Source organism: Humibacter antri (genome assembly GCF_054777235.1).
In genome coordinates, this window is record NZ_BAAHAW010000019.1 from 544,744 (window position 1) to 558,082 (window position 13,339).

Here is a 13,339-nt window from a genome sequence, read left to right on the forward strand (position 1 = left end):
CGACGGCTACGTGGTGGATTCATGGCGAGGGGTGACGAAGGGACAAGACGATGAGCGATGACGGAGCGGCGATCGACTCGCTGTGGCCGGAACAGGCATGCGATCTGGGCGACGACGCCCTCATCGCCGGCTACGAAGCGGACGTCGCGGATCGCTGGGTGCGGGTCAACTTCGTTTCGTCCATCGACGGCTCCGCGACCCTGTCCGGCCGTTCCGGCGGGCTCTCGGACGCCTCCGACAAGCGCGTCTTCGCCCTCCTTCGTCGAGTGTGCGACGTGGTGCTCGTGGGTGCGGGCACTGTGCGAGTCGAGGGGTACGGCGGAATGCGGGTGGATGACGCGTCGGAGGCGTGGCGGGCATCCCACGGGTTCGCGCCGCAGCCGACGCTGGCCATCGTCTCCGGGGATCTCGGCCTGGATCCGGCGAGCGATGTGTTCACGCAGGCTCCGGTGCGGCCGATCGTGCTCACCGGGGCGGCCGTACCCGAGGCACGGAGGGAGGCGCTTGCGAAGGTGGCCGACGTGATCGTGTGCGGTGGGGCATCCGTCGACACCGCTTCAGCGCTCCGTATGCTCGCGGAACGCGGCCTGAAACGGGTGCACTGCGAGGGAGGGCCGCATCTGTTCGGTGCGTTCGCCGCCGAGCGCACGCTGAACGAGTTGTGCCTCACGATCGGTCCAGTACTGGAGGGCGGTCTCGGCAAGCGCATCATCCAAGGGGCGCCGCAGCCGCCGCTGGACATGCGCCTGGCCCAGGTGCTGCGCTCCGGTGACACGCTTCTGCTGCGGTACTTGGCCTGAGCCGCCGCCGACCTGCAGGAGTTGCGAACAGGCAGTGGCGGTCAAGCGGCCAGGTCGGCGGAGTCCACGATGGTGTAGCTGTAGCCCTGCTCGGCGAGGAAGCGCTGGCGGTTCTGTGCGAAGTCCTGGTCGACGGTGTCGCGGGCGACGAGGGTGTAGAAGTTCGCGGAGAGTCCGGATTCCTTCGGGCGCAGCAGCCTTCCGAGGCGCTGTGCCTCCTCCTGCCGCGAGCCATAGGATCCGCTCACCTGGATGGCGACGGTCGCCTCCGGCAGGTCCACCGAGAAGTTCGCCACCTTGCTCACCACGAGCACCGGCGTCGTCCCCTCTCGGAACTCCTGGTAGAGGCGCTCGCGCTCGTCCACGGGGGTCGCACCGGTGAGCTGCGGTGCGTTCAGGGCATCCGCCAGCTCGTCGATCTGGTCGAGGTACTGACCGATCACGAGGATGCGCTCACCTGCGTGCCTCGTCACGAGGGTGCGCACCACGTCGAGCTTCGCGGGAGCCGTCGCCGCCAGCCGATAGCGTTCGTCGTCGGCCGCCGCGGCGTAGGAGAGGCGCTCGGATGCCGGCAGGTCGATGCGCACCTCGTAGCAGGCTGCGGGGGAGATGAAGCCCTGCGACTCGATCTCCTTCCAGGGCGCGTCGAACCGCTTGGGGCCGATGAGCGAGAAGACGTCGCCCTCGCGTCCGTCTTCGCGCACCAGTGTGGCAGTGAGTCCGAGCCTGCGCCGAGCCTGCAGCTCGGCGGTCAGTTTGAACACGGGAGCCGGCAGCAGGTGCACCTCGTCGTAGACGATCAGACCCCAGTCGAGCGCGTCGAGCAGGCTGAGGTGCGCGTACTGGCCCTTTCGCTTCGCGGTGAGGATCTGATAGGTCGCGATGGTGACGGGCCTGATCTGCTTGACCTGGCCCGAGTACTCGCCTATCTCTTCTTCGGTGAGGCTCGTGCGCCGCAGCAGTTCGTCGCGCCACTGCCGCGCCGACACCGTGTTCGTGACGAGGATCAGCGTCGTCGTCTTCGCCGTGGCCATCGCTCCAGCGCCGACCAGCGTCTTGCCCGCACCGCACGGCAGCACGACCACGCCGGACCCGCCGTCGAAGAAGTTCTCGACCGCCTTCGTCTGGTAGTCGCGGAGGTGCCAGTTCGTCTCATCCAGCGCGATCTCGTGCGGAGTACCCGGGGTGTAGCCCGCGAGGTCTTCGGCGGGCCAGCCGAGCTTGACCAGCTCCTGCTTGAGGTGGCCCCTCGCCCACGCCGCGACCACGAAGGCGCCGTCGTCGCGCTGCTCGCCCAGCAGAGGCGACACGCGCTTGGCGCCCGAGACCTCACGCAGCACGGCCGGATCCGAGCTGCGCAGCACGAGAATGCCGTCGTCGTCGCGTTCGATCACGAGCCGTCCGTACCTGGCGACCGTCTCCCGGATGTCCACGGCGACGGTCTGCGGGATCGCGAACTTCGAGTACCTCTCGAGTGTGGCCAGCATGTCGGATGCCTGATGCCCGGCGGCACGCGCGTTCCACAGCCCCAGCCGTGTGATGCGATACGTGTGGATGTGCTCCGGGGCGCGCTCGAGTTCCGCGAAGACGGCGAGGTCGTGGCGGGCATCCTCCGCCTCGGGGTGCGCCACCTCGAGCAGCACTGTGCGGTCGCTCTGCACGATCAGGGGTCCGTCAGACATAGCAGACGAGTCTATGCTCGCCTGCCCTGCCCCCGCTGAAGTGCGCACCCGCCGCGGGTGGAACACGACCCGCGAGGTGGCCGTTCGGCCCCGCGGGGGAGGGGGAGCTCAACCCGCGGATGGGCGCATGACCGGCGGCACTCTCACGACGTGCGCACTGACCTGATGCTCGCCACCGGCAGGGTTCGCTCGATGTCGCTGGCGCGGTCGCGGCCGCGGAGGCGCCCACCGCCGAGCCCGGTGGGCTCGAGCGTGAACTCCAATTCCCGCCCGTCGGGCAGCGCGACGGTGACGGTCACGATCGTGCGCGAGCGCACAGCCGACTCGAGCTGGCGGTTCAGCCACGCCTCCGCCCCGCCATGGCCGTCGGTGCGATCTGCTGATCGCAACCGCTGCACCACGATCTGGGCTGTGTCGGTCGACTCACGTGGTTCCGGATGCCCGAGCCTGCGTCGCACTCGAACCTGACGCCCGTCGGAGCCCTCTGCCACCACCGGATAGTGCGCGTCGGCGAGCGCCCAGTAGGCGACATCGATCGGGAATCGCGAGGCGAGCTCGCCGTCGGACACCGGTCGCAGGCCGAGCGCGGCCAGTGATTGATCGACCGCGATCGTGTTCAGCAGCTCGTGGTCGCCGGAGTGCACGACCGAGCCCGTTCCGGACGAAGGGTCGGCTGCCCGCACGCGCACACGTCCGTAGCGGGAGGCGGCTTCGTCGATCAGGTAGGCGACGGGCTGCGGCAGTCCTGTCAGCGATATGGAGCCGATGAACTCGCGCAACGACTGCGCGGTCTCTCCCGCGGCGATCGCCCGATGCAGCGATGAAGGCGACACCCGGAAGCTCGCCGCCAGTCCAGCTCCCTCCGCGTCGGCCAGCGTGCGCAGACGGGCATCCAGCGAAGGGAGGAGGGGACCGGGCGCCACGATGGAGAGGTCGTGCTGCACGTACACGTGGTCCACCTCGGCGGGGAACGTGGCGCGCAGAACGTCGGCAGCGGCATCCGCTCCGCTTTGCAGCAACGTGATGCCTGCTGTGCTCGGCGCAGTGCTCGCGGTGATGCCGAGGAACTCGGCGTGCGCTTCGACCTCGTTCACCCGACGATCGAGCGTGGAGTCCGCCGCGGGATAACGCCACCTGGCATAGCCGCGCAGGGCGTCGCCCCACGCGGCATGCGCCCGCTCGACCATGAGCGGACGGATGTCTGCCGGCACCGAGTCCAGCCACGTTGCAGCGAGCCGCGCCCAGCGCTCCGGAGTGGAGAGCGCCGCCCAGGCTTCGGCGGCGTCGGTCGGCAACCACACGGCTCCCTCCCGGGTGACGAGTCCGGAGCCGTCAGCGAGCCAGCGCACGGTCGCCACATCGTCGGCTTCGATTCCGAGGGCCGACGCGATGCGGCGCGTGTCAGGAAGGGCGAGTCCGCCCTTCTGCAACTCCCGTGCGGGTTCGCGCTCCAGTTCGTACACGAACTCTGCGACGGCGCCCGCGGCGACGAAAGCCCGCTCGGCGGCGAGTCGGTCCACGAAACGACGGTCCACATCGGGAACGCTCGCGAGCGCCGCGGGCTTGCCGGATGCCGCCAGCTTGCGTCCCGGAGTCCCGTCGCCGTCGCCCCACGCTGTGAAGCGGGCCGCCACGCCGGGGTAGAGCGCGATGACGGCTTCGGGGTCGTCGGCCGCGGCGTCGTCGGGATCGTCCGGGTCGGGGTGGTCGGAGGGGACGGTGCGGTCGGAGGGGACGGTGCGGTCGGAGGGGACGGTGCGGTCGGAGGGGTCGGCAGGGCCGGAAGGACCGGCAGGGCCGGAAGGACCGGCACGGTCTGTGTTGTCGCCGGAGTCGGCGACGCGCTCCGCGAGGAATGCCCCCACCAGTGCATCCAGGTCGTGGCGCACGGAGGAGGCCGAGGCATCCGTCGCCCCCCATACCCGAAGGCACTCTGCTGCCTGCCCGGCCGTCGCCGCACCGCCTTGCTCGGCCAGGGCTGCGAGAGCCGCAAGCACCGGCCGCGGCAACGGTGCGAGGGCGTGTTGCACCGAAGGCGGCTCGAGCAGTGCGTCGGCCAGGTCGAAGAAGTCCTCGATGCGCGATCGGGTGAGCCCGCGACCGTCGATGAGGTCGTGAAGGCTCCGATCGTCGAGTCCGCCGAGTCGTTCGGCCAGCGACAGCGTGCTGGTCATATGGACTCGGGACTCGTCACGCGCACACTCCCGCGGCCGTTACCGGCTCGCCTTCCGGTTCTGCCTGCTACGCCCGAACAAACTGACCACGAGCAGCACGATGATCAGCACGAACGCGATCGGCAGCGCGGCAAGAGGCAGCAGCTCGACCGTGGGCCAGATTCCTCTGCCCGAAGCCTGGGCAGGGCCTGCACCCAGCCAGGTGCCGATGATCAGCACGAAGAAGCAGACGATCGAGAGAATGACCAGTCCGGCCGCGATGAACGCCAGCATGCGTTGCATGCGCGATACGGGGCGGGGCGTCTCGTCGGTCACGAATCAAGGATAATTGACGTTGCACGAGCAACGTTCCCCCGAAAGAGGTCTCCCATGCCGACCGGCAAGGTCAAGTTCTACGACGAGGAGAAGGGCTTCGGGTTCATCGCCCAAGACGGCGGTGGCGAGGTCTTTCTTCACGCGTCCGCCCTGCCCGAGGGTGCGGTCGTGAAGGCGGGCACGCGGCTCGAGTTCGGTGTCGCCGACGGCAAGCGCGGTGCGCAGGCGCTGTCGGTGCGCGTGATCGAGCGTGCACCGAGCCTGTCGAAGATGAATCGAAAGTCCGCTGACGACATGGCGGTGATCGTCGAAGACCTCGTGAAGCTGCTCGACGGAATCGGGGCGGGGCTCAAGCGCGGGCGTTACCCGGATACCGAACACGGCCGCAAGATCGCCGCTGTGCTGCGGCGTGTGGCGGACGATCTGGATGCCTGAGCAGCGCGAAGACGAGGCCGTCGCTACCGAGACCGCGGCGGAGGACGCCGCCGAGCAGCCTGCCGGGCGCGCTGCGGCGGAGGTCACCGCGGAGCAGTCTGCCGAGGGTGCGGAGCGCTCAGCCGAAGACACTGCTGAGGACGCGGTCGGCGAGCCCCGGGCCGCCGATGAGCGCCTGCTCGCGGCGCACGACCTCGCCAGGACCGCGCTGCTGGAGATCACGCCGGAGGCCACGATCGGACCGGTCGTGGGCCACGTCGTCGAGGGTGAGCACGTGCTCTCCCTGCTGTTCGAGTGCACGATGCTCGGGTATCCAGGCTGGCGTTGGACGGTCTCGCTCGCACGGGTCGATGCTGACGCCGAGCCCGTCGTGCTGGAGACCGAACTGCTTCCTGGCGAGCAGGCGCTGCTCGCTCCGGACTGGGTGCCGTGGTCGGAGCGTCTCGCGGAGTACCAGGCCGCCCAGGAGGCCGCGCGGGCTGCCGGTGTCGGCGAGGGTGAGACATCCGGCGCCGAGTCGGCGTCCGACGACGATCTCGAGGACGAGGACGAGGACGAGGACGATCTCGACGACGAGGGTGATCTCGACGAGGACGACGACATCGACGGCATCGACATCGACCTCCACGACGAGGTCGATACCGACGACAGTGCCGACGAAGACGACGATGCCGACACGGACGACGACGACACGGACGACGACGAAGACGACACTGACGACGTCGACGTGGAGGCCGATGACATCGCCGGGGCCGAAGCCGCGTCGCTGGAGGACGACGAGGCAGCGGAGGTCGGAGACGCTCCCAGCCTCACGGACGGCGATGACGACGTGAGTGGCAGCGGCGACCCTTCGTAGCAACAGCCGCCTTCTTCCGCAGTCGCAGATTGCGGGTGCCGCACGAGCGCACCCGCAATCTGCGACGGCGCGAGCGGTCAGTCGCGGTCGACTCTGCGCCTTGCACGCATCCTGGAGACCTGCGCGTAGACGAGCCCGATGAGGCCGAGTGCGACACCGACGAACGTGGTCGCCGGCACCCACCCGTGCCCGGATGCCGCCAACGGGCCGGCGAACACCGCCGCGACGATGGCGGCGATCACCCAGAGCCCGGTGCCGACGCCGAGCGCGGCGCGGTCGTCCGTCTTCATCGGCGGCGGATCGGGCAGCCGCTCGCTGTCTTTCAGCCACAGTCGCATCGCGCCGACCACCCCCTTTCCGGCTCAGCCTTCGCACACGGCGAAGCGTCAGCCGATGTGCTCCACGACGTACTCGATGCAACGGATGAGCTGCCGCACGTCTTCCGGGTCGACGGCTGCGAATGTCGCCACACGCAGTTGGTTGCGACCGAGCTTGCGGTACGGCTCCGTGTCGACGACGCCGTTCTCGCGCAGCACCGAGGCGATCCGCGCGGCATCCACGTCGTCGAAGTCGATCGTGACCACGACCTGCGAGCGGTGCTCCGGATTCGCGACGAAGGGTTGGGCGTACGTGACCGACTCCGCCCACTCGTACAGCGCGCCGGACGACTCCGCCGTGCGGGCGGCCGCCCACTGCAGACCGCCGTTGTCGTTCATCCAGTTCACCTGCGCCTCGAGCATGATGAGCGTCGCCAGCGCGGGGGTGTTCAGGGTCTGGTTGAGCCGCGAGTTGTCGACGGCCTGCTTCAAACTGAGGAAGTCCGGGATGTAGCGGTCGGATGCCGCCACGCGCTCCACGCGCTCCAGTGCGGCCGGCGAGAACAGCGCGAGCCAGAGCCCGCCGTCGGACGCGAAGTTCTTCTGCGGGGCGAAGTAGTAGACATCCGCTTCGGATGCATCGAAGTCGACGCCACCCGCCGCGCTTGTCGCGTCGATGACCGTCAACGCACCGCTGTCGCCGTGCACGCGGCGCACCGGTGCCATCACGCCGGTGGAGGTCTCGTTGTGCGGCCAGGCGTAGACATCCACTCCCTCGACCGGCTCCGGTGTGCTGCGCGAGCCGACGGGTGCCTCGACGACGTGCGGTTTCTGCAGCCAAGGAGCCGATGCCGCCTTCGCGAACTTCTGGCTGAATTCGCCGTAGACGAGGTTTTCGGAGCGGTTCTCGATCAATCCGAACGCGGCGGCGTCCCAGAACGCCGTCGATCCGCCGTTGCCGATGATCACCTCGTAGCCGTCCGGAGCACGGAACAGGGTGTCGAGCGCCTCGCGTACGCGGCCGACGAGTCCGCGTACCGGAGCCTGCCTGTGTGATGTTCCGAGCAGCGTGGACTGTGCTGCGACCAGTGCGTCGACCTGAGCCGGGCGCACCCTGGAGGGGCCGCTGCCGAACCGGCCGTCCGCGGGCAGAAGGGACTCGGGAATCGCGATCGCAGGCATGGCGTTCATTTTAGGGCGGTGCCGGCTGCGGCGGCGTCGGTGCCGCCTGAGCGCGCCGGTAGGCTGGAAACGGCGCCTTCGGCTGCCGGCTGAATGAACCACAAGGGGAAGCGATGACCGACCTCGTCGACACCACCGAGATGTATCTGCGCACGATCCTCGACCTCGAGGAGGAGAACATCGTGCCGCTGCGTGCGCGCATCTCGGAGCGTCTCGGTCACTCGGGCCCCACTGTGTCGCAGACCGTGGCCCGCATGGAGCGTGACGGACTCGTCATCGTCTCCGGTGATCGGCATCTCGAGCTGACTCCTGAGGGGCGACGCCGGGCCGTCCACGTCATGCGCAAGCACCGCCTTGCGGAGCGGTTGCTGTCGGATGTGATCGGGCTGGAGTGGGAGTACGTGCACGAGGAGGCGTGCCGCTGGGAGCACGTGATGAGCGAGCAGGTCGAGCACAAGATCCTCGACATCCTCGGGCATCCCACCGAGATGCCCTATGGCACTCCGATCCCCCGCATCGAAGACGAGGGCATCGGCCTTCACAGAGTGTTCCTGAACGGCGTGCGGAATCTGGTGGATGCCACGTCCGGCTCCGACGAACGGGTCAACGCCACGATCAGGCGGTTGGGCGAGCCGGTGCAGTTCGAACCGGAACTGCTGGCACAGCTTCGCCACGCGGGCATCTTCCCCGGATCGACGGGCACGTTCTGGCGATCGGGATCGTACGTGGCCATGCAGATCGACGGCTACACGGAGGCGCTGGAGCTGCCGAGCGAGGTGGCCAGTCACATTTTCGTGACGGCGTAGAGCTCTCCGTCCACAGCTCGCATCGGACCACAGGCGATGAAAACGCCTCGAAAACGATGTGACAAAAAGGTAACGGTCCCGTATCGTCGTACGAGTCCACAGGCCAGCACCCGGTCGTCGGACCCGGCTCAAGACGCTCCCGAAAACCCGTCTCTTGAGCCTGTGAAGCCGAACTCTTCGTGAGATCTCGGACGGGGTGGCTACCTAGTGCCAGCGGAGCGCCGGAGGTTCACACCTTGGCAACATTAGGTACGAGCGGTCTTCCCGAAGACCGCGACCCGAGTACTACCGGCAAGGCGAACGACTCGAACGACTCCCTGAAGCAAGAAACTGCAGTGTCGCGGCGCAGCCTCAGGATCTCGGAGCACGCGGGTTCGCACCGGATTCGGCGGCCGCAGAACGCGGCCCAGTCCGCTGCAGGCGCGAAGGGTTCGGCCCCGAGTCCCGTGAGCAAGCGCAAGCGCCGCCTGCGGCCCCTTGCCAACCTCGCGGTCATGGCGATCGCCGGCGGCATCGTGGCCACCATCGCGATTCCCGCGTATGCGTTCAATCCGCAGACGTCGAACCAGGCATCCTTCGGCACCAGCGCGATCGACACGCTCAAGAAGACCCACTCGCAGTCGGTCAGTGTCTCCAACGCCGTCGCGGGGCCGGTCACCGCGGTCGACACGTTCAGCGCGACCACCGTGCAGCAGCTCGCCGACCAGAAGGCGGCAGCGGCTCGTGCGGCGGCGGCGAAACAGATGGAGGCGTACGCGGCCGCATACAGCGGACCGAGCGCCGCCGACTATCTGAAGAATCCGCCCTATCCGAACTTCAGCCTGGCCCAGGTGTTCAGCGTGGCGAAGCAGTACATCGGAACACCGTACGTGTACGGCGGTTCGACGCCTGCCGGCTTCGACTGTTCCGGCTTCGTCATGTTCGTCTACGCGCAGTTCGGAATCTCGCTGCCGCACTCGGCGTCGGCGCAGGGCGCGATGGGAACCCGCATCTCGCTGGCGGATGCACAGCCCGGTGATGTCGTCATCATGCTGGGCGGCGCACACGACGGCTTCTACGCCGGCAACGGCAACATTCTCGATGCCCCCGACGTCGGTCGCACCGTTTCCATCAGGCCGATCTGGACGAACGACTTCTACATCGTGCGTTTCGGCATCTGAGAGCACCGGGCGCGCGGACGTCGTGCGCGGTCTCGACGTGAAACGTGCTCTGGCCCCGCGAACTTTCGGGCCCGGGCTCCGCGACCAGTGATCGGTGTGCCACAAAGGCGTGGCACACCGATCCTGTTGTGGAGCTCAATCGGCGTTCTGCGCCGCCACGCTGATCTGCGGACGCAGGTCGAGTCGGCGCAGCAGTTGCGCGTTCAATGCCACGACGATCGTGGACAGTGACATCAGGATCGCCCCGACCGACATCGGCAACACGAACCCGATGGGAGCGAGTACGCCGGCGGCGAGTGGCACGGAGATCAGGTTGTATCCGGCTGCCCACCACAGGTTCTGCTTCATCTTCGCGTAGCTGCGACGCGACAGCTCGATGACCGAGAGCACGGAGCGCGGGTCGTCGCTGGCCAGGATGACCCCCGCAGAGCCGATGGCGACATCAGTGCCGGCCCCGATCGCGATCCCGACGTCGGCCTGGGCGAGCGCGGGTGCATCGTTCACGCCATCGCCGACCATCGCCACCTTGCGGCCCTCGCCCTGCAGCTCCTTCACCTTGGCCGACTTGTCCTGTGGACGCACTCCTGCGAAGTACCGGTCGATGCCGAGATCGGAGGCGACGGAGCGAGCGACCTGTTCCGCGTCGCCGGTGATCATGACCACGTGGATGTTCCTGGCTTTCAGCGCCTGGATCGCCTGCCTGGATTCCTCGCGCACTTCGTCCTGCAACTCGAGCGCTCCGATCGCTTCGCCGTCAGCGAGCACGTGCAGGACGATGCCGCCTGTCTCGCGCCAGCGGTCGACCCCGGCGAGCTCGCCCGAGTGCTCCTGCTCGAGCAGATTCGGGCCGCCCACTTGAATGCGTGCTGCGCCGACATGCGCCGAGACTCCGACTGCCGGCGACGACTGGAAGTGCGTGGCTGCGGGCACTTGGAGTCCGCGCTGCCGCGCGGCGCGCACGATCGCTCGGGCCAGCGGATGCTCGGAGTCGGCCTCGGCCGCCGCGGCAAGCGCCAGCACGTCGTCTTCGTCACGGCCGCCCGCAGTCAGCACCCGGGACACGGTCGGCTCACCCTTGGTGAGTGTGCCGGTCTTGTCGAAGAGCACGGTGTCGACCGTGCGCATGCTCTCCAGGGCGAGACGGTCCTTGATCAGCACGCCGCCGCGCGCAGCGCGTTCGGTCGCGATGGAGACGACGAGCGGGATCGCCAGGCCGAGCGCGTGAGGGCACGCGATCACCAGCACGGTGATGGTACGCACGACCGCCTGGTCGGGCTGCCCCATCGCGATCCAGGCGATGGCGGTGATGATGCCGGCGCCGAGTGCGAACCAGAACAGCCATCCTGCTGCGACATCGGCGATGCGCTGCGCCCGCGAGCTGGAGTTCTGCGCCTCGCTCACCAGCCGCCGGATGCCTGCCAGTGCCGTGTCCTCGCCGACGGCGGTCACGCGCATCCGCAGCCCCGAGTCGGTGGCGACGGTTCCGGCGACCAGGTGGTCGCCCACGCTGCGGGTCACCGTGCGGGACTCGCCCGTGATCATCGACTCGTCCATGCTCGCCGAACCCTCGACGATGTCACCGTCGGCAGGCACCCGGCCGCCGGGTCGGATCACCACCAGGTCGTGCACCCGCAGTTCCCCCGGCGCCACCGAGACCGTCCCGCCCTCCTCGACGCGCTCGGCCTCATCGGGAAGGAGCGCGGCGAGGGAGTCGAGGGCCGACGTGGTCTGCGCGAGCGAGCGCATCTCGATCCAGTGCCCGAGCAGCATGATCACGATCAGCAGCGCCAGCTCCCACCAGAAGTCGAGCCCATGATCGAGCAGTCCGAGCGTTGCACCCCACGACGCGACGAAGGCGACGGTGATGGCCAGCGCGATGAGCAGCATCATGCCGGGCTTCAGCGCGCGAAGCTCGCCGGCGGCACCGGTCAGGAACGGTCTGCCGCCCCAGACGTACATCACGGTGCCGAGAACGGGGGAGACCCAGCCGACCCAAGCTGCATCCGGCAGTGGGTAGCCGAGGATCATGGCGAACATCGTCGAAAAGGCAACGACCGGAACGGCGATGACCAGCATGATCCAGAACAGCCGCCGGAACTGCGCGACGTGGCCGCTGTGGCCGCCATGACCGTGCGTCGTGTGGCCCGCGTGTTGGCTGTGTTCCGTGTGGCCGCCGACTTCGCTGCTTTCCGTGTGGCCTGCGTGTTCGCCGTGTTCCGTGTGCCCCGTCGTGCTGTGCCCGGGGTGGCCGGTCGCGTTGTGCCCACCGTGCATGGCTACGGGGTGTCCGGCACGCTCGGCCGTGTTCTGCATCTCGTCCATGCGGCCAACAACCTGGTACCCCCTCTGGGTATTCCTCATTGTGCCGTCACGATGTGCGTGGCACCGTCTCGCCCGTGCGCACGAGTGGCGACGGGCACGTGAACGCCGGTGGCCGACCGGCGCGCCACGGAAGTGCGTTGCGGACATCCTGCGTTACCCTGTAGCCCTGATCATGTTCGTTCGCAATCCTCTGGAGCACTCCCGAATGGGAAACCTTCGGCATCACAGCCACCACTGCTTCCACCACCACTGTGCGTGGAAGCACTAGGCGTCGTCATCCTGACGGCGCCTTTTTTGTTGCCTGTGAAGCCGGATGCTCAGAGCCTGAGGACCGCAGACGAATGCGAGAGATACGGAAAGCCATTCCGATCTATCGAGAGGACGTCGATGCGCACACTGGTGCTGAACGCGGGATATGAGCCCCTGGCCGTCGTGACATTCAAGCGAGCGTTGGCGCTGGTGATGAGCGCCAAGGCGACGGTTGTGGAGGTGGATGCCGAGCATCCGGTCTGGAGCGTCGACGCGGTCTTCGATCGACCCTCGGTCATCCTGCTCACCCGTTATGTGCACCTGCCGCATGGTCGAGCAGTGCCGGTCTCGCGCCGCGGTGTGCTGCGTCGAGACGGACACCGCTGCGCGTATTGCGGCAAGTCGGCGACGACCATCGACCACGTGCTGCCGAAGTCACGCGGGGGAGCGGATGCCTGGGACAACCTCGTCGCCTGCTGCCTGCGCTGCAACAACGTGAAGAGCGACCGCACGGCGGCCGAGATGGGCTGGTCGCTGAGGTGCGCTCCCCGCATGCCCCACGACCCCGCATGGATGGTTCGCGGGGTGGAGCACGTGTTGCCGGAGTGGCAGGGGTACCTCGTGCCCGCGGCGTGAGTGCGGCGCGGCCCACATCTCCGGCAGCGAGCGCGCAGGTTGTGCGTGCCGCCGCGGCGATCGTAGTGTGAGCGTCGAGCTCGTAGTCTCTGCGGTCGGCTGCCGTGCCTTGCACGTGGCGCGCGGTAGACACGAGCAACGTCGCTCGGCTGCGCACCCGAATCCCTGGGCCAGCTAAACTTGTCGGGCCAGCCTCTGTAGCTCAATGGAAGAGCAGTTCCGTCCTAAGGAAACGGTTGGGGGTTCGAGTCCCTCCAGGGGCACCCGTGTGAGTGTCGCGAAAACCCCGGAATTACGCGGAAGTTCGGGGTATCGGGTTCAGGTAGACGGGCCCCGTGCCCACATTTTGCCCGTTACGTTGTTCGTGCTCCTTGGGGCAGGCTCTGAGGGGTAGTGGCCTGTCGC

Annotated in this window: 12 protein-coding genes and 1 tRNA gene; 7 read left to right on the forward strand and 6 right to left on the reverse strand. The window is 68.0% G+C overall.

Annotation, left to right across the window (positions count from 1 at the left end; genetic code table 11):
• Positions 1-50: 50 nt before the first annotated feature.
• Positions 51-800: a pyrimidine reductase family protein gene (locus ACYVDK_RS08745; RefSeq protein ID WP_460520714.1), complete on the forward strand. Its 750-nt coding sequence runs from the start codon at positions 51-53 to the stop codon at positions 798-800.
• A gap of 41 nt (positions 801-841) precedes the next feature.
• On the opposite strand, the gene ACYVDK_RS08750 is transcribed toward ACYVDK_RS08745, so the two are convergent.
• The 3 genes from ACYVDK_RS08750 to ACYVDK_RS08760 form a co-directional block, all read right to left on the reverse strand.
• Positions 842-2,482 (reverse strand): Ercc3/Rad25/XPB family helicase, encoded by a 1,641-nt coding sequence (locus tag ACYVDK_RS08750; protein ID WP_460520716.1) that lies wholly within the window; start codon positions 2,480-2,482, stop codon positions 842-844.
• Between the two features lie 143 nt (positions 2,483-2,625).
• Positions 2,626-4,656, reverse strand: a complete 2,031-nt coding sequence (locus tag ACYVDK_RS08755) for a helicase-associated domain-containing protein (protein WP_460520718.1) — start codon at positions 4,654-4,656, stop codon at positions 2,626-2,628.
• A 39-nt stretch (positions 4,657-4,695) separates the two neighbouring features.
• Complete coding sequence (locus ACYVDK_RS08760) at positions 4,696-4,971, reverse strand: hypothetical protein (RefSeq protein WP_460520720.1); 276 nt, start codon at positions 4,969-4,971, stop codon at positions 4,696-4,698.
• Positions 4,972-5,025: 54 nt separating this feature from the next.
• Here ACYVDK_RS08760 and ACYVDK_RS08765 point away from each other — a divergent pair, with 54 nt between their 5' ends.
• Both ACYVDK_RS08765 and ACYVDK_RS08770 read left to right on the forward strand, forming a co-directional pair.
• Positions 5,026-5,406 (forward strand): cold-shock protein, encoded by a 381-nt coding sequence (locus tag ACYVDK_RS08765; protein ID WP_460520722.1) that lies wholly within the window; start codon positions 5,026-5,028, stop codon positions 5,404-5,406.
• Positions 5,399-6,262, forward strand: coding sequence for a DUF3027 domain-containing protein (locus ACYVDK_RS08770; protein ID WP_460520724.1), 864 nt, complete (start codon positions 5,399-5,401; stop codon positions 6,260-6,262). The genes ACYVDK_RS08765 and ACYVDK_RS08770 overlap by 8 nt, the downstream gene beginning before the upstream one ends.
• A 77-nt stretch (positions 6,263-6,339) precedes the next feature.
• Here ACYVDK_RS08770 and ACYVDK_RS08775 read toward each other — a convergent pair whose 3' ends face one another.
• Together ACYVDK_RS08775 and serC are read right to left on the reverse strand one after the other, a co-directional pair.
• Positions 6,340-6,600 carry a DUF2530 domain-containing protein gene (locus ACYVDK_RS08775; RefSeq protein ID WP_460520726.1) on the reverse strand — a complete coding sequence of 87 codons (261 nt, stop codon included), beginning with the start codon at positions 6,598-6,600 and terminating at the stop codon, positions 6,340-6,342.
• Between the two features lie 48 nt (positions 6,601-6,648).
• A complete protein-coding gene (gene serC / locus ACYVDK_RS08780; RefSeq protein ID WP_460520728.1) occupies positions 6,649-7,761 on the reverse strand; it encodes a PLP-dependent aminotransferase family protein in 1,113 nt (370 codons plus the stop codon).
• A 113-nt stretch (positions 7,762-7,874) separates the two neighbouring features.
• On the opposite strand from serC, the gene ACYVDK_RS08785 reads away from it, so the two are divergent.
• The gene (locus ACYVDK_RS08785; protein ID WP_460520730.1) at positions 7,875-8,567 is read left to right on the forward strand and encodes a metal-dependent transcriptional regulator; all 693 of its coding nucleotides are present in this window, start codon (positions 7,875-7,877) and stop codon (positions 8,565-8,567) included.
• 446 nt (positions 8,568-9,013) lie between these two features.
• A complete protein-coding gene (locus ACYVDK_RS08790) occupies positions 9,014-9,727 on the forward strand; it encodes a C40 family peptidase (RefSeq protein ID WP_460520732.1) in 714 nt (237 codons plus the stop codon).
• A gap of 135 nt (positions 9,728-9,862) precedes the next feature.
• Here the strand turns inward: ACYVDK_RS08790 and ACYVDK_RS08795 are convergent, their stop codons facing one another.
• On the reverse strand, positions 9,863-12,049 hold the full coding sequence (locus ACYVDK_RS08795) for an HAD family hydrolase (protein WP_460520734.1): 2,187 nt from the start codon (positions 12,047-12,049) through the stop codon (positions 9,863-9,865).
• Positions 12,050-12,436: 387 nt separating this feature from the next.
• On the opposite strand from ACYVDK_RS08795, the gene ACYVDK_RS08800 reads away from it, so the two are divergent.
• On the forward strand, positions 12,437-12,934 hold the full coding sequence (locus ACYVDK_RS08800; protein WP_460520736.1) for an HNH endonuclease: 498 nt from the start codon (positions 12,437-12,439) through the stop codon (positions 12,932-12,934).
• A 191-nt stretch (positions 12,935-13,125) separates the two neighbouring features.
• Positions 13,126-13,197: transfer RNA gene (locus tag ACYVDK_RS08805), tRNA-Arg, on the forward strand.
• Positions 13,198-13,339: the final 142 nt, after the last annotated feature.

Bases quoted from the DNA above. Each gene is read 5' to 3' on its own strand.
- ACYVDK_RS08770 (WP_460520724.1), top strand. From the start codon at position 5,399: ATGCCTGAGCAGCGCGAAGACGAGGCCGTCGCTACCGAGACCGCGGCG.
- ACYVDK_RS08755 (WP_460520718.1), bottom strand. From the start codon at position 4,656: ATGACCAGCACGCTGTCGCTGGCCGAACGACTCGGCGGACTCGACGAT.
- serC (WP_460520728.1), bottom strand. From the start codon at position 7,761: ATGCCTGCGATCGCGATTCCCGAGTCCCTTCTGCCCGCGGACGGCCGG.
- ACYVDK_RS08750 (WP_460520716.1), bottom strand. From the start codon at position 2,482: ATGTCTGACGGACCCCTGATCGTGCAGAGCGACCGCACAGTGCTGCTC.
- ACYVDK_RS08785 (WP_460520730.1), top strand. From the start codon at position 7,875: ATGACCGACCTCGTCGACACCACCGAGATGTATCTGCGCACGATCCTC.
- ACYVDK_RS08775 (WP_460520726.1), bottom strand. From the start codon at position 6,600: ATGCGACTGTGGCTGAAAGACAGCGAGCGGCTGCCCGATCCGCCGCCG.
- ACYVDK_RS08745 (WP_460520714.1), top strand. From the start codon at position 51: ATGAGCGATGACGGAGCGGCGATCGACTCGCTGTGGCCGGAACAGGCA.
- ACYVDK_RS08795 (WP_460520734.1), bottom strand. From the start codon at position 12,049: ATGGACGAGATGCAGAACACGGCCGAGCGTGCCGGACACCCCGTAGCC.
- ACYVDK_RS08800 (WP_460520736.1), top strand. From the start codon at position 12,437: ATGCGCACACTGGTGCTGAACGCGGGATATGAGCCCCTGGCCGTCGTG.
- ACYVDK_RS08765 (WP_460520722.1), top strand. From the start codon at position 5,026: ATGCCGACCGGCAAGGTCAAGTTCTACGACGAGGAGAAGGGCTTCGGG.